Raw genomic sequence first — 14,039 nt, forward strand, 5'->3', positions numbered from 1 at the left:
GTATTGCGCAAAGGCGAGTCAGCATTTTTGCCTAGCCAATCGCTCGGTATTGCCGCGCCTTGGTGATCACATCAATCAGCGCGACTATGGCGTAGCCCGCCAGGCCTATGCCAATCCAGGTAGAGGAGAACGCAAACTCGCGGGCGTGTTCACCAGTGCCAATCACAACGCTCAGCGCACTGTCCCACTGGTAAATAACGGCCAGAATGATCAGTGTCGGCAGGTGCAGTGCCATGTCGCCGATGAGTTTGCGCCGCGTCCAGTAAGGAAAGATCAGTTTGGCGACGGCCATGAGCAAGCTGGCCAGCAGCAGGGCGTTGATCCACGGTAGTAAGCCGATCCACTGCTCCGAAAAAACAAACGCAATGGGATTTTCACCCAAGCTGCGCGGAATTATGCGGTTGAGCCAGGCGGTAAAATACACCAGTACTACTACTTCGATGGCCGAGCCGGTGCGGCTGATGTATTCGCCTTCGGCGCTAACCTTGGGCAGGGTGTCCGGCTTCCAGTGTTTAAACAGTTCCGTGCGGTTGATGGATTCGCCAAACAGATAAAAGATCAGCGTCAGCCAGGCGAAGCCGTAGAGGCTGGCATTGAGGGTGCTCCAAAAAAGCTGCGGTAGTATTTGCCAGACGCGCGGGTCCTGTTGCTGAATCAGCGACAGGCCTGCCAGGCAGATTTGCACGAGGGCGATGGCCATGACCAACCAGCGCAGCAGCTGCAGGTACACGGGAAAGAGGCTGTGACTCACCAGCGTCGGGCGGGGCTGGAAATCGGCGGCGACGAGCATGGGGTGTCCGCGTTCTTTGAGCAGGGCTTTGATCTCGTCGTCGGTGAGATCCCGGTTGAGAGTTTCGGCGCGGTAGTCACATTCGTCCTGCAGATCGCTCAGCAGTTCATCGGCGACATCGCCGCGAACCTGCGCCGGCAAGTAGGATTTAACCGCGTAGGTATAGCGCTCCAGCCAGTTGTTCATGGTGTGTTCTCCGTAATTTGGGTCAGTGCCCGGTTAAGGCGTTGCCACTCGGTTTGCATAGCCGCCCGCGCCGTTTCGCCCGCTTCTGATAAACGGTAAACCCGGCGCTTGCGTCCTTCCTGTACTTCCCATTCGCTGGCCAGCAGCTGCTGGCTCTCCAGCCGGCGGAGCAGGGGATAGAGGGTGCCCTCGTCCACCTCCAGCTCTCTGTCCTGCAAAAAGCGGCGCAGCGAATAGCCGTAGTGCGGCTTCACCAGCGCCTCAAGAACCGCCATTACCAGCAGCCCGCGGCGCAGCTCCATGGTGAGCTTGTTCAGTCGTTCGGCGTCATCGTTCACGTGTCCGGCCCCATACTGTGTATTGCACAGTATATACTATGTGTCACACAGTATGTGTTTGTCAAGCGCTGACCAATAAACCGCAGGCGTGTCTGGTAAGTCCTTCATGTTCCGGTAAAATTTGGCACCTACCATAAGCACTCAACCCAAAGAGGTATCACCGTGAAGCCATTTTTAGCCGCATTGCTGTGCGCCCTGATGCTCGGCGCTTGTTCCAAGCACGACGATTTGCACGAGTCCATGGAAACCATGGGCGACGCTTTTAAAACCATGCGCGAGAGCAGCGATCTCGACGCGGTCAAAACCGAGTGGGAGAGTTTTAAAGCCGGCGTCGAATTGGCGCAGATGCAGCAGGTGGCGCCGGAAGATCAGGCAACCTTTGATAAAGGCATGGACGAACTGGCCGAGCGCATGGCCGGTGTCGATGCCGCCTTGGCAGCGGGCGACCTGGAACTCGCCAAACAGGGTATGAAGCGCCTGGGAGAAGTGCGCAAGGAGTACCACGACAAGCTGGAAGTGAAATAAGCTTCAGGCGGCTTTGACGCTGTGGGCCTTAAACTGGGCAAACACGGTTAGGCCCCGCGTCAGTTCCAGGCTCTTTACCGCCCGTGGGGTGACCAGTGCGTAGAGAGGCAAGTCGTTCCAATTGAGCGTGATGATCACACTGTGATGATCCAGAGCCTCAATGTCGATAATCTCTACTTCGAGTGTATTGCCAATACTCGAAAGCACCGGCCGTTGGCGGGCAAGGGAGACGTCGTGGGCATCAATGCGGATGCGCCGCGTGTGCGCGGGCAGCGGGCCGGTGTCGAGCGCCTGACCGCGAACCTTGAGGTGGCCGGCGCGCTGTTCGATGGGCCAGAGTGCGGCCGCTTCACTCGGCGCTTGCTGCACCTGCCGCTGGTGAGCGGTGGCCAGCTCCAATAGTTCTCGGCTCTGCCAGAGATAAACACGGTCGCAGCTGGCTTCAATATCCCGCCATTGATGGCTCACCAGAATCGCCGACAGACCGCGCTCGGCGCAGTAGCGGCGCGCGACCCTGAGCACCTGCCGGGCGGCGGCTTCATCCAGCGCCGATACAGGTTCGTCCAGTAAGACCAGTCGGTGAGCACTGATCAGAGCGCTCAGCAGAGCCACCCGCTGGCGCTCACCACCCGAGAGTGTCTCGGTATGCCGCGCCAAGAGCGGGGTGACCCCGAGCTCCTCGCACAATTTTTCGGTTCGCTCTGCGCCGTGCTTTTTCTGCAGCGCATTGATTTGTGAGGCGACGGTTTGCGCCGGCCATAAAAGCGCTCCCTGAGCCGCCCAGCCGAGGCCCCGCGCCGCTGGTGCCAGCGCAAAGAGGTCCGTGCCTCGGATGCCGAACTGGCCCGTCTTGCCCGCGGCCAACTCGGTGAGCAGTTGAGTTTTACCGCAGCCGGACGGGCCGCTGATGGCGAGCCATTCCCCTTCGGCCCACTGGCACTTATGACCGCGCGCCTCAAGGTGCCACATACTTCAGCCCCCGCTGGCGCTGCCAGCCGTACAAGATCACCAGCAAGGCAAAGGAGGCGGCTAGCAAGCCGCCGGCAATGTGATGCGCGCGGGCGAAGTTGAGCGTCTCCACCTCATCAAACAGCAAAATCGACAGCACCTGGGTTTCACCGGGAATGTTGCCACCGATCATCAGCACCACGCCAAACTCGCCTATGGTATGGGCAAAACCGAGTGCGGCGGCCATCACAAACGCCTGGGCGCTGGCGGGCACAATCAAGTGGCGCAGCAGTTCCACACGACTGAGACCCTGGCTGCGCCCGAGCTGCAACAGGCGCGTATCCATCTGTGCAAAACTCGCCGCCAAGGGTTGCACGACAAACGGCAGGGAGTAAATCAGCGAGCCGATGACCAGTCCGGTAAACGAAAAGGCGAGCCCCGCTTGGCTGAACCGCCCCAGCAGTCCGTCGGGCGCGAGCAGCAGCAGTAAATAAAAACCGAGTACTGTGGGCGGCAAAATCAGGGGCAGGGCCACGGCGGCCTCGACCAGGGTGCGCCCCAGTCGTGAGCGCCCCTGCGCCAGCCACCAGGCCAGCGGAGTACAAAGTATGAGCAAGAGCGCCGTGGTGACCACTGCGAGTTTTAGAGTGACCCAGATCGCTTCTGCCATGGTTACAGCGCCGCCAGATAGCCGTGTTGAACAATGAGCGCCTGCGCCGGTGCGGCGAGCAGAAACTCGAGAAAAGCCCGCGCCTGCGGCGAGTTCTTGACCAGGGCGGCGGCCTGAATCAGTACGGGGGCATCGCCGAGCGGGTACCAGTGCAGCTCGGGTGCCAGGGGCTTGAAACTGGCGGCCACCAAGGCACAGTCGGCATTGCCACTGGCGACAAACTGCAGTGCGCTGGCCACCGAGCCCGCCTGTACCTGGCGCGCGCGAAAGGCTTGTCCGTGTCGACTCAGCCAATGGGCGCCGGCGCGACCGTAGGGGGCGGTTTTGATATTGGCGAGCGCCAGGGTATTTGCCCGGGCCAGGGCGGCTTCGGTATCGGCCGCCCAGTGACGGCAAGTGGCCATCAACTGGCCGCGCGCGTAAGTGACCGGTGGTTTGGCCCGACCTCGCTCGGCAAGTGTTTGCGGATAGGACTCATCGGCAGAGAGAAACAGATCAAAGGGCGCACCGTGCAAAATTTGCTGGGTGAGCGCGCCGGAGGGGCCACTAGAGAGGGTGACAGGGGTATGGCTGCGCTCTTGCCACATCGCAAGCAGAGCTTCTAAGGTCGGTTTGAAGTTACTGGCAACGGCGATTCGCAGAGGCTGCTCTGCCAAGGCGTTTACAGAGAGGCCGAAGAGCAGGCCCAGAATCAGTGTGCGCATAGTCAACTGCCGCTGTGTTCATGGAAGCGGTAGTCCGGAACCTACGGCAGGCCCCTGAGACACCGGCAGGGGCATTGTGCCATAGAACGGGTTTGCGAAAATGCCCTAAGCGACGTGGTGTCGACTTTCCCCCGCTTTGGTTTGGTTGTCGCGGCGCGCGCCAATGGGTTCGATTTTTCTCTGCTTCTCGTACAAAAAGCGCAGCACCGCACTGCGGTAATGGTTGTAGTCGGCATTGTCCGCCAAGGCGAGGCGATCCCTGGGGCGCGGCAGATCCACTTCGAGGATTTCCCCGATGGTGGCGGCCGGACCGTTGGTCATCATCACGATGCGATCGGACAGCAGCACCGCCTCGTCTACATCGTGGGTGATCATGATCACGGTGTTGCCGAGTTCCGCTTGGATCTCCATCAGCGAATCCTGCAGGTGGGCGCGGGTCAGCGCGTCCAGCGCGCCAAAGGGCTCGTCCATCAATAGCACCTGCGGTTCCATGGCCAGTGCCCGGGCAATACCCACGCGCTGCTTCATGCCACCTGAAATTTCATCGGGTTTTTTGTGCATGGCGTGACTCATTTGCACCAGCTCGAGATTGTGTTCAATCCACTCGCGCATTTCGCGGCGCGATTTGCTCCGGCCGAACACCCGCTTTACCGCCAGCTCCACGTTTTGATAGGCACTGAGCCAGGGCAGCAGTGAATGGTTTTGAAAGACTACGGCGCGCTCGGGGCCTGGCTCATTGACTTCACGCCCATTCAAAACCACGCCGCCGCTGGAGGCTTGATACAGGCCGGCGACAATATTGAGGACGGTGGACTTGCCGCAGCCGGAGTGGCCAATCAGCGAGACAAACTCACCCTTGGCGACTTTTAAGTCCACGTCTTTCAGTGCGCAAAATGGACCCTTGGGCGTAGGGAAACTGATGCCGACGCGCGACAGTTCAAGGTGTGGGTTGTTCATAGTGATCTCCTAGCGCACGATGGCGCTTTTGTCCCAGTTGACCCAGCTTTGGATAAACAGCAGGGCGCGATCGAGCAAAAAGCCGATAAAGCCAATCATCAACACGGCGACGCAAATACGTCCCAGTGAATCGGAAGAGCCGTTTTGAAATTCGTCCCAGACAAATTTGCCGAGCCCGGGGTTTTGCGCGAGCATCTCCGCAGCGATCAGTACCATCCAGGCAATGCCGAGTGACAGGCGCAGGCCGGTAAACATCATGGGAATGGCCGATGGCAGCACAATGGTTTTTACGTGGGTAAACCAGCCTAGGCGCAGCACCCGGCTGACGTTTTTCAGATCCTGATTAATGCTGGCCACGCCCACGGCAGTGTTGATCATGGTTGGCCAAAGACAGCACAAGGTGACGGTGACCACCGAGGTGATAAAGGACTTGGCCAGCATAGGGTCGTCGGTGACGTAGACCGCGCTCACCACCATGGTTACCAGCGGCAGCCAGGCCAGCGGTGATACCGGTTTAAAAATCTGAATGATCGGGTTGAGTGCACGGTAGACCGTGTTACTGAGGCCAATGCAGATACCCATGGGAATGGCGATCAGGGTTGCGAGGACAAAGCCCGTCATGACCGTGATAAGGCTGGTAATAATCTGGTCAAAAAAAGTCGGCCGGCGATTGAACTCGCGCTGGGAAATGTCCGCCGCGGGATTCTTGGCCAGCTTCTTGGCATTGCGCTCATCCTGGCGCTGGTAAAAGGCCGCTTCGCGTTGGTTCTCGGCGCGGTGTTCGCCGAGCAGGTTTTGCCATTGCTCCTTGACTTGTACCGGCCCCGGAAACTGACCGAGGGAGGTGTCCACTTGCTGCGCGCCCAAATGCCAAACGCCGAGAAACAGCGCCAGACCAATAGCGGGTATGAGCAGCGCTTTGGCCAATGCCTGCCATTGGGCTTTGCCGAAGTGAGTGTGTTGCCATTTTTGGCGTATTGCGATGGCGGGGTTCATAGCCAGTTCCTCGTTGAAAAGCGGGCGCCTGACGGCGCCCGGATGAATTTACAGAGTGTCCTCGGCTTTTAAGCCGATATTCAGGGTTTGCAAATACTCGGTGGGCTTGCGGCCATCGTAAGTAATGCCGTCAATAAACTCCGGTTGCGGTCCCTTAAAGCCGGACTCAGAGGTAAAGTCGGGGAACTCGTCAGCGCTGGCCTCGCCATCCTCAATCAGCGCTTTGGCGGCGGAGGCGTAGATGTCCGGGCGGTAGACTTTCTTGGCTGTTTCAAAGTACCAGTCGTCGTCTTTGTGCTCGGCAATCTGGCCCCAGCGGCGCATCTGCGTGAGGTACCAGATCGCGTCCGAGTAATAGGGGTAGGTGGCGTGGTAGCGGAAAAACACATTAAAGTCCGGCACTGAACGCTTATCACCTTTTTCGTATTCGAAGGTGCCGGTCATGGAGTTGGCAATCACCTCGGCATCGGCGCCCACGTAATACGGCTTCGAGAGTATCTCTACCGCCTCGGGGCGATTGGCGTTGTCGTTGGCATCCAGCCATTTGGCGGCGCGAATCAATGCTTTGGTTAAGCGCACAGTGGTGTTCGGGTATTTTTCGGCAAATTCTTTGGTGATGCCGAAGACTTTCTCGGGGTTGTTTTTCCAGATTTCGTAGTCGGTAATCACCGGTACGCCTATACCTTTGAAAACCGCCTGTTGATTCCAGGGCTCACCGACGCAGTAACCGTAGATGGTGCCGGCTTCCATGGTCGAGGGCATTTGCGGCGGCGGGGTAACGCTCAGCAGCGCATCGGCTTGCAGTTGACCAGAGGTGTCCCCTTTGTGCGGCGCGTAGAAGCCCGGGTGTATGCCGCCGGCCGCCAGCCAGTAGCGCAATTCGTAATTGTGAGTGGATACCGGAAATACCATGCCCAGGTTGAATGGCTTGCCTTCTTTTTTATAGGCCTCTACCACGGGTTTGAGCGCATCGGCTTTAATCGGGTGTACCGGCTTGCCGTCGGCGCGCTTGGCAATGTGCGGCTTCATTTGTTCCCAGACAGCGTTAGAAACCGTGATGCCATTGCCGTTCAGGTCCATGGAAAACGGCGTAATAATATGAGCCTTGGTGCCAAAGCCGATGGTGGCCGCCAGGGGTTGTCCGGCGAGCATATGAGCGCCGTCCAACTCACCGGTAATGACCCGATCCAGCAGTACTTTCCAGTTGGCTTGAGCCTCCAGTTCGACAAACAAACCCTCGTCTTCGAAATAGCCTTTTTCAAAGGCGATCGCCAGCGGGGCCATATCGGTCAGCTTAATAAAGCCGAATTTTAAGTCTTCTTTTTCAGGCTCGCCGACAGCGAATGCCTGCGCACCCAAGCACACTGCGGCAAAGCCCGCCAGGATGTTTATCAGTGGTTTAAGCCAGCGCTTTATCGGTTGTTGTCTTCGCTTTGTGCTGTTTGGTGTGATCATAAGTGACTCCCGTTCCCCAATGAATCAATAAAAAAGGCGCACACCGCAGGCCCGGTTTCCCGGTTGCGATGGACGCCTTTGTCCGATGAGCAGTAACCGCCGTTGGCACTTGCCCCTTTGTGTTTGCCCTATGGCTATTTCAAAGGCTGTGCCAAGCTAGCAGCCAACTTAAGAAAAATGCCGGCTCGCCAAAAGTGTGCGTCGCTCGAGGGTGAATCAGCTAGGTAAAAGCGAAATTTGCCCAATATGCACCTTGTTGAGCCGCGATGTTTTTTCTGACGCAGAGAAAGGCGCTATAAAAGTGCGCCCGTCACGGGCAAATCGTGGACAACGCTGGTGCACGATTGCGAGCTTGTGGTGCGCCGGTTTGTCGGGCCGCGGTCGAATCGCGGCGGCGGGGAATTGGTCGGGCTTGAAGGGGTGGGGTTGGCGTTTTACAGCAGTGACTGCATGGCGAGAATCTGGCGGGCGAGATCGCCGATACGCTCTTGGCGCTTCATGGCTTCGCGGCGCAGCTTTTGGTAGGCGTCGTCTTCACTCAGTCCCTGGGCCTGCATCAAAACGCCTTTGGCTTTTTCAATGTCCTGCCGGTCGGCCAACTGTCGGCGGGTACTGGCTAATGCTTTTAGCAATTGGCGGTCGCGCTGATGACGTGCAAGCGCCGTACTCAGGACCACCGCTAAGCGACCTCCCTCGAGCTTGCCGGTAATAAAGGTGGTAACGCCGCAGGCAATGGCGCTGCGCGAATCTTCTTCGCTGGCGTGGCGACAGATCACGATGCAGGGCAGGTCGCTTTGCGCCAACCGCGTTTGCAGATGACTCATTAAGGTAGGGCACCATTGCTTTGTCTCAACAATCAGTAGCGCCTCGCTAGCGCCCGGGCAGCCGGTCAGCTCATCGAGTGTGGCCTGGGTAAACTGCCGGCAGCCCGGCCAGGCTTTGAGCCCGCCCGCCAATAGCCCCGGTAACTGGGGATCAACCAGATAGAAAATGTGCGTCATATCGCCCTCCCTTCGCAGCCACTTGAGCAAGTTATGTACCATTTCCAGCGGCGGGAGACGTGCGCGCTTGTGGGGCAATAGCAACTATACTGACAGTGAGAAGGTGAGGGCCATGCGATGCACAACAGAGCCCGACAAGGCTGGCTAAATGTCTTTCTGGCCGCCGCGCTGGGCACGGCGGTGGGTTGTAGCTCATTGCCCGTTAATGAGGTGGTGCCCGCACCGGACTCTGCGCTGATTGCCGCAGCCTTAACGGGCAGCCCCCTGGCGCTTGAACAAACGGTAGTGGTTACTGAAAACCCGGACACCCTGCTATCGCTGACGCCCGCCATGGCGCATTTTGCCGAGCAAAGTGTGAGGGGCTATGCCAAGGATGCGGCCCGCACTCAGGCTCTGCACCGGGCCTTGATCGACCCGCCGGAAGCCGGCGGCCTGGGCATGCGCTACCATGCAGCGGCGACACTCACGCCGCAACAGGTGTTTGTGCGCCGCGAGGCCAATTGCCTGAGCTTTTCACTGCTGTTTGTCGCCATGGCCCGGCATGTGGGGCTCAGGGCCAGTGTCAATGATGTATCCATTCCGCCCGCCTGGGATATGACCGGTGACCGGGTGCAGTTTATGCGCCACGTCAACGCCAAGGTGGACTTGCGTTTTAGTACCGATGCCATAGTGGTGGATTTGGACTTGCCCAATTACCGGCCCTACTACGCCCAGCGGCTGATCTCTGATGCCACCGCGAAAAGCCAGTACTACAATAACCGCGCCATGGCCGACAAGGCGCGGGCCGCGACCCTGGCCGAGCGCTTCTACAACTTAAAACAGGCTCTGGCGCTGGACGATAGTCAGAGTTTTTTATGGGACAACCTCGCCTCGTTATACTGGCGCGCCGGGCACTTATCCATTGCTGAGGCCCTATACCTCAAGGCGTTGGAGACCAACCCGCGGGATCTCACCGCTATCTGGAATCTCAGTGAGCTCTCGCGCCAGCTGGGCAAACCAGATACGGCGGACGAGCTGGCCGAGCTTGCCAGCGACTATCGCGACGCCAACCCCTATTATCAATACCGCCTGGCCAGCCGGTATTTTCTGCAGGCGGACTACGCCGAGGCCGCCACGAGCATCGAGTCGGCCATTAAAATGCAGCCCAACGAGAAGCGCTTTTATCAGCTGGCCGCCGATATTTATGAGACCATGGGCCTCGAGGCCAAGCAGTCGCGGGCGCTTAGCCACCTGTAAACGGAACTTGCCCGCCGCCGGCCGATCAAAACCGATTCCCGTTTATTGAGCGAAAATCATGTTGACCTCTCTCAGGCGCCTAAGCAGTTTCTGCATTGTTGCTCTGACATTGTCGGCAGCGCTCGGCGCTCAGGCGCTGGAGTCGGCCTCCGACGAGTCCGCTGGTTTGACGACCCTGGCCGTGACCGCGGAGCAGTGTATCGGCGAGTTGCGCAGCAGCCGGGAGCGGGCCTACCCCGATACCTACCCCTTGCCCGACGAGTTGCGGGTGATGAGCTGGAACATCTACAAAGCCCAGCGTGAGCAGCTGTTGAGCGATTTACAGGCGCTGAGTGAGCAGGCGGATATCCTGCTGTTGCAGGAAGCTTTTGCCGATGAGCGCTTATCGGCGCTCAAACCCCACTGGCGCTTTGCGCCCGGCTATCGCGATGGCGACTTACAAACCGGCGTGCTCACTCTCAGCCAGTGGCCGGCGGCGGTGCACTGCCACCTCACTCACACTGAGCCCTGGCTGCGCACGCCCAAGGCCACTAATATTGTCGAGTATGTGTTGGCCGGCGACGAGCGGCTGCTGGTGGTCAATCTGCATGCGATTAACTTTGAGCTCAGCACCGACAGCTACCGCGAGCAACTTATGGCGGCCGTGGGAATCTTGCAAGAGCATCCGGGTCCGGCCATTTTTGCAGGCGATCTCAACAGCTGGAGCGATACGCGCCGCGCCCTGTTAACCGAGCTGCTCGAGCCGCTCGGCCTGCAGCCGGCGCTGTTTGACGAGGACAACCGCACCCGCGCCTTCGGTCTGGCGCTGGATCACGTCTGGACGCGCGGTGTGAGCATCAGCGCTTCCAGTGTGCCCCAGTACACAAGCTCGGATCACAACCCACTGCTGGTCACTCTTGAGCTGGAGGGCGTGAATCGTGTGGCAGAAAACCGCTAAGTGGTTCTGGGTGGTCTGGCTGTTAGTGGTGGCGGAGCGCTCTCTGGCCGAATCCGAGGCGCAGCGGGAGATTACCGGCCTGATTCAACATGTGGCCCAAAGCGGCGTGGTGTTTATTCGCAACGGCTCCGAGCACACGGCCGAGGAGGCCGCCGACCATCTGGCCATGAAGTACCGCCGGGCCAGCCGCTACGCGAGCACCGCCGAGGAGTTTATCGACAATCTGGCGAGCAAAAGCTCGATCACCGGCAGACCCTACCAGGTGCGCCTGGCGGACGGCACACAGATGCGGGCGGGCCAGTGGTTGCACACTGCCTTGCAGAGTCTGCGCCTGCAGCGCGCGGCAATGACCGATGCCAAGCCCTGATATGAGGACCAGCGAAGAGGCTTCGCAAGACTCAGCCCTGCTGCTGGCCGCCTTAGAAAAAGGTGTGGAGCGCTATTTTGCCGAGTGTCGCGCCCGCGTCCCCGCGTTTGTGAAGCGCCACTTTCGCTACCCCGGCGCCTGGTACACCAACCGCCAGTCGCTGGGGTGGGACATGTTGCGCTCTCCGCTCAATTTACTTTGGGTACCGGTTTACCTGCTCGCTCAGTGTCTGGCTTGGCTGGCGCAGCGCCTCGGCCTCGCATGGCCGACGCGCTGGCTGCGCCGGGTGCCCAGCGGTATGCGTACCCGTGTCCAGCGCTATCTGATCGAGCGCACCGAGGCGGAGCTGCTGGGCCGGGCGGCCGGGGTAAACCCGCTGCGCGAAGCGATTGCCGAGGCTATTGTCGAAACCCAGGGGCTGGGTCAGCTCAGTGAGGAGCGCGAGGCGCAGTTGGAAAAGAGCCTGGTGGATGCCCTGTCGCAGTACGCTCTGACGCGCACGGCCAATGCCGATATCAGCAATACCGTGTTCGCCACCGTCGCCGGTGCCTTCACCCTACAAAAGTTCACCCCGGGCGGCATCGCCATCGGTATGTCCTTGGCGGGGCTGCTCGCCAACCGCCTGGCTGCGCTCGACTTTATCTTTGGCCCCTGGCTCGGCCGGTGGTACTACGCGCTCTTTCCCGTCTCGCCCGATGCCTGCCTGGTGCTGGTCTCCACCGCCGGGGTGATGCTGTTAATGGCGGTGTTTGCCTGCTTTTCGGGTTTGGTGTCCGACCCGCTGCAGAGTCTTACCGGTATACATCAGCGCCGGCTCAAGCGGATGATTGACAGCCTCGAGCGCGACCTCAAAGCGCGCACGACTGGCAGCTTTCGGCCCAAAGACGCCTATCTGGCGCGCTTGATGGATATTATCGATGCTGCCCGGGTAGGGATGGCCTAGTGAAATCCAGGCACCAGGCACTTCCTGAGCCCGCCCTCGGGGTCGGGCCAATAAGAGATCAACGCTGGGAAACCGTTGTATCAGCCCGCCAATCCCCTTGAAGCACAGGTGATCGCCGGCCTCCGGGCGCAGGCCTATGCTCTGGTGCAGGTCAGTGAGGCGATTTTGGGGTTTATTCGGAGGGCGTGGGTTAGGGCGGTCTGCTGATCGCTGCGCCACTGATTGCTTGTACCAAGCTGATCAGCTAGCCGACTTTGTTCGTATCTTTCAATCGATCAAAACATCACAAAACTCAGGGTATTCAACGATGGGGAACTCTTCAATGTCTCGTACTGGCCAAGCTCTCGGCCTGCTTGCGTGGCTAGCACTGTGTTTTCTCGCCTCGGGCCTTGGCGCTATCGCCTCGGTCAATGCCGGGGGTTTCTACGCTGAGCTGGCTCGCCCCGATTGGGCGCCGCCGGCTTCAGTGTTTGGGCCTGTCTGGAGTCTGCTGTACGCCATGATGGCGGTTGCCGCCTGGCGGGTATGGCGGTTGAGCGGTTGGCGCGGCGCCCGGCTCGCCCTCGGCGTGTTTGTAGCGCAGCTGGCGGTGAATGCCCTTTGGAGCTGGGTGTTTTTTGCCTGGCGGCTGGGCGGCGCGGCGCTGGCCGATATTGTGGTGCTCTGGTGCCTTATCGGCGTGACCCTCTGGTGCTTCTGGCGCCGGGATCGGTGGGCCGCAGTCCTTCTCTTGCCCTACTGGGCGTGGGTAAGTTTTGCCGGGGTGTTGAACTATACCTTGTGGCAGACCAACCCCGGCCTTTTGTAGCGGCTAATCTTGTTCAGGCTCCTTGGCGGGGCCAGCGCCCGCCTCAATCAGCTCATTTTCGGTTTCTCTCTCGCCGGCGCTGAGGTCTTCTTCCTCGACGTTGATTTCACGCATAAAAATGCCCCAGAAGGCGATAAACAGCGCCGCGATCAGCGGGCCGATGACGAAGCCGTTAATGCCAAATAACGCCATGCCACCCAGGGTCGACAGCAGCACCAAGTAATCTGGCAGCTTGGTGTCGCGGCCCACGAGAATGGGGCGCAGCAGGTTGTCCACCAGACCAATCACGCCGCCACCGAAAGCCACCAGAACAATGCCCTGAACGTAAGAGCCGGTGGCGAGTAGGTAAATGGCCACAGGGCCCCAGATAATGGCAGCGCCCACGGCCGGCAGCAGCGAAGCAAACGCCATGACCACGCCCCAGAGCAGGGCGGCGGGTATCCCGAGAATCCAGAAAATAATGCCGCCCAGCGCGCCCTGAACCATGGCCACCACCAGGTTGCCTTTGACGGTGGCGCGGGTGACCTCGGCAAACTTGGCGAACAGCAGGCGCTCGCGCGTATCGCCCATGGGCAGCGCGCGAACCATCAGCTCTTTGAGGTTGTGGCCATCGCGCAGGAAAAAGAACGTCAGGTAGAGCATCAGGCAGAAATCCAGCACAAATTTAAAGGCGTTGGAGCCGATGTCAAAGGTGTACTGGGCGAGGAACTTGCCGCTGTTCATAGCGAGATTGACAGCTTGCTCTTTCAGGTCGGGAAAGTTCACCCCAAAGCGCTCAAGGGTGTCCTTGACCACAGGAAAGCTGTTTTGAAACTGCTCAATGTAGCGGGCCGGGTCCAGCTCGCCGGCTTCAATTTTTTGGTAGAGATCGGCCGCCTGGGCGACCACGGAGCTGACCAGGAAAATCACCGGAATGATCACAATCACTAGACACATCATCAAGGTCACCAGCGCCCGCGAGTTGGGCCGGTGTTTGAGTGAGCCCAGCAGGCGCGACTGCGCCGGGTAGAAAATGATCGCCAGGGCACAGGCCCAGAAAATCGGACCGAAGAAGGGTTTGAGTACCCATAAAAAGGCCGCCGATACCAGTACTAGCAGTGCGAGAAAGGATTTGGTTTCCAGGTTTTTTTGAAAGTCAGACATGTCCCTGCCTTAAGAAAGTCGGTTTGCGCCATCAT

Annotated in this window: 16 protein-coding genes; 6 read left to right on the plus strand and 10 right to left on the minus strand. The window is 59.4% G+C overall.

Annotated features, from left to right (window positions below):
* Positions 1 to 31: 31 nt before the first annotated feature.
* Positions 32 to 976: a hypothetical protein gene (locus QWI16_RS14280; RefSeq protein WP_302714115.1), complete on the minus strand. Its 945-nt coding sequence runs from the start codon at positions 974 to 976 to the stop codon at positions 32 to 34.
* Entirely contained in the window at positions 973 to 1,314 is a 342-nt protein-coding gene (locus QWI16_RS14285; RefSeq protein WP_302714116.1) for a PadR family transcriptional regulator, read from the minus strand. The genes QWI16_RS14280 and QWI16_RS14285 overlap by 4 nt, the downstream gene beginning before the upstream one ends.
* A gap of 162 nt (positions 1,315 to 1,476) precedes the next feature.
* Between QWI16_RS14285 and QWI16_RS14290 the strand changes: the two genes are divergently transcribed.
* Entirely contained in the window at positions 1,477 to 1,839 is a 363-nt protein-coding gene (locus QWI16_RS14290; protein WP_302714117.1) for a cytochrome b562, read from the plus strand.
* Between the two features lie 3 nt (positions 1,840 to 1,842).
* On the opposite strand, the gene QWI16_RS14295 is transcribed toward QWI16_RS14290, so the two are convergent.
* The 7 genes from QWI16_RS14295 to QWI16_RS14325 form a co-directional block, all read right to left on the minus strand.
* The gene (locus QWI16_RS14295) at positions 1,843 to 2,808 is read right to left on the minus strand and encodes an ATP-binding cassette domain-containing protein (RefSeq protein WP_302714118.1); all 966 of its coding nucleotides are present in this window, start codon (positions 2,806 to 2,808) and stop codon (positions 1,843 to 1,845) included.
* Positions 2,795 to 3,457: a molybdate ABC transporter permease subunit gene (gene modB, locus QWI16_RS14300; protein ID WP_302714119.1), complete on the minus strand. Its 663-nt coding sequence runs from the start codon at positions 3,455 to 3,457 to the stop codon at positions 2,795 to 2,797. Before modB ends, QWI16_RS14295 begins: the two co-directional genes overlap by 14 nt.
* Before the next feature lie 2 nt (positions 3,458 to 3,459).
* Positions 3,460 to 4,161 (minus strand): molybdate ABC transporter substrate-binding protein, encoded by a 702-nt coding sequence (gene modA, locus QWI16_RS14305; protein ID WP_302714120.1) that lies wholly within the window; start codon positions 4,159 to 4,161, stop codon positions 3,460 to 3,462.
* Between the two features lie 105 nt (positions 4,162 to 4,266).
* Positions 4,267 to 5,118, minus strand: a complete 852-nt coding sequence (locus QWI16_RS14310; protein ID WP_302714121.1) for an ABC transporter ATP-binding protein — start codon at positions 5,116 to 5,118, stop codon at positions 4,267 to 4,269.
* Positions 5,119 to 5,127: 9 nt separating this feature from the next.
* On the minus strand, positions 5,128 to 6,114 hold the full coding sequence (locus QWI16_RS14315) for an ABC transporter permease (protein ID WP_302714122.1): 987 nt from the start codon (positions 6,112 to 6,114) through the stop codon (positions 5,128 to 5,130).
* Positions 6,115 to 6,162: 48 nt separating this feature from the next.
* Entirely contained in the window at positions 6,163 to 7,569 is a 1,407-nt protein-coding gene (locus QWI16_RS14320; protein WP_302714123.1) for a CmpA/NrtA family ABC transporter substrate-binding protein, read from the minus strand.
* 434 nt (positions 7,570 to 8,003) lie between these two features.
* Positions 8,004 to 8,570 (minus strand): ANTAR domain-containing response regulator, encoded by a 567-nt coding sequence (locus QWI16_RS14325; RefSeq protein ID WP_302714124.1) that lies wholly within the window; start codon positions 8,568 to 8,570, stop codon positions 8,004 to 8,006.
* A gap of 117 nt (positions 8,571 to 8,687) precedes the next feature.
* On the opposite strand from QWI16_RS14325, the gene QWI16_RS14330 reads away from it, so the two are divergent.
* The 5 genes from QWI16_RS14330 to QWI16_RS14350 all read left to right on the plus strand — a co-directional run bounded on the left by QWI16_RS14330 (position 8,688) and on the right by QWI16_RS14350 (position 12,861).
* Complete coding sequence (locus QWI16_RS14330) at positions 8,688 to 9,806, plus strand: hypothetical protein (RefSeq protein ID WP_302714125.1); 1,119 nt, start codon at positions 8,688 to 8,690, stop codon at positions 9,804 to 9,806.
* A 58-nt stretch (positions 9,807 to 9,864) separates the two neighbouring features.
* Positions 9,865 to 10,743: an endonuclease/exonuclease/phosphatase family protein gene (locus tag QWI16_RS14335; RefSeq protein ID WP_302714126.1), complete on the plus strand. Its 879-nt coding sequence runs from the start codon at positions 9,865 to 9,867 to the stop codon at positions 10,741 to 10,743.
* Positions 10,724 to 11,110, plus strand: a complete 387-nt coding sequence (locus QWI16_RS14340) for a DUF5329 family protein (RefSeq protein ID WP_302714127.1) — start codon at positions 10,724 to 10,726, stop codon at positions 11,108 to 11,110. Before QWI16_RS14335 ends, QWI16_RS14340 begins: the two co-directional genes overlap by 20 nt.
* 1 nt (position 11,111) lies before the next feature.
* Complete coding sequence (locus tag QWI16_RS14345; protein ID WP_302714128.1) at positions 11,112 to 12,053, plus strand: DUF6635 family protein; 942 nt, start codon at positions 11,112 to 11,114, stop codon at positions 12,051 to 12,053.
* Between the two features lie 322 nt (positions 12,054 to 12,375).
* Positions 12,376 to 12,861 (plus strand): TspO/MBR family protein, encoded by a 486-nt coding sequence (locus QWI16_RS14350; RefSeq protein WP_302714129.1) that lies wholly within the window; start codon positions 12,376 to 12,378, stop codon positions 12,859 to 12,861.
* 3 nt (positions 12,862 to 12,864) lie between these two features.
* Here the strand turns inward: QWI16_RS14350 and QWI16_RS14355 are convergent, their stop codons facing one another.
* The gene (locus tag QWI16_RS14355) at positions 12,865 to 14,004 is read right to left on the minus strand and encodes an AI-2E family transporter (protein ID WP_302714130.1); all 1,140 of its coding nucleotides are present in this window, start codon (positions 14,002 to 14,004) and stop codon (positions 12,865 to 12,867) included.
* Between the last annotated feature and the right edge of the window lie 35 nt (positions 14,005 to 14,039).

It is taken from the genome of Gilvimarinus algae, assembly GCF_030518215.1.
Lineage (GTDB): Bacteria > Pseudomonadota > Gammaproteobacteria > Pseudomonadales > Cellvibrionaceae > Gilvimarinus > Gilvimarinus algae.

Bases quoted from the DNA above. Each gene is read 5' to 3' on its own strand.
- QWI16_RS14280 (WP_302714115.1), bottom strand. From the start codon at position 976: ATGAACAACTGGCTGGAGCGCTATACCTACGCGGTTAAATCCTACTTG.
- QWI16_RS14295 (WP_302714118.1), bottom strand. From the start codon at position 2,808: ATGTGGCACCTTGAGGCGCGCGGTCATAAGTGCCAGTGGGCCGAAGGG.
- modB (WP_302714119.1), bottom strand. From the start codon at position 3,457: ATGGCAGAAGCGATCTGGGTCACTCTAAAACTCGCAGTGGTCACCACG.
- modA (WP_302714120.1), bottom strand. From the start codon at position 4,161: ATGCGCACACTGATTCTGGGCCTGCTCTTCGGCCTCTCTGTAAACGCC.
- QWI16_RS14310 (WP_302714121.1), bottom strand. From the start codon at position 5,118: ATGAACAACCCACACCTTGAACTGTCGCGCGTCGGCATCAGTTTCCCT.
- QWI16_RS14315 (WP_302714122.1), bottom strand. From the start codon at position 6,114: ATGAACCCCGCCATCGCAATACGCCAAAAATGGCAACACACTCACTTC.
- QWI16_RS14320 (WP_302714123.1), bottom strand. From the start codon at position 7,569: ATGATCACACCAAACAGCACAAAGCGAAGACAACAACCGATAAAGCGC.
- QWI16_RS14325 (WP_302714124.1), bottom strand. From the start codon at position 8,570: ATGACGCACATTTTCTATCTGGTTGATCCCCAGTTACCGGGGCTATTG.
- QWI16_RS14330 (WP_302714125.1), top strand. From the start codon at position 8,688: ATGCACAACAGAGCCCGACAAGGCTGGCTAAATGTCTTTCTGGCCGCC.
- QWI16_RS14335 (WP_302714126.1), top strand. From the start codon at position 9,865: ATGTTGACCTCTCTCAGGCGCCTAAGCAGTTTCTGCATTGTTGCTCTG.
- QWI16_RS14345 (WP_302714128.1), top strand. From the start codon at position 11,112: ATGAGGACCAGCGAAGAGGCTTCGCAAGACTCAGCCCTGCTGCTGGCC.
- QWI16_RS14350 (WP_302714129.1), top strand. From the start codon at position 12,376: ATGTCTCGTACTGGCCAAGCTCTCGGCCTGCTTGCGTGGCTAGCACTG.
- QWI16_RS14355 (WP_302714130.1), bottom strand. From the start codon at position 14,004: ATGTCTGACTTTCAAAAAAACCTGGAAACCAAATCCTTTCTCGCACTG.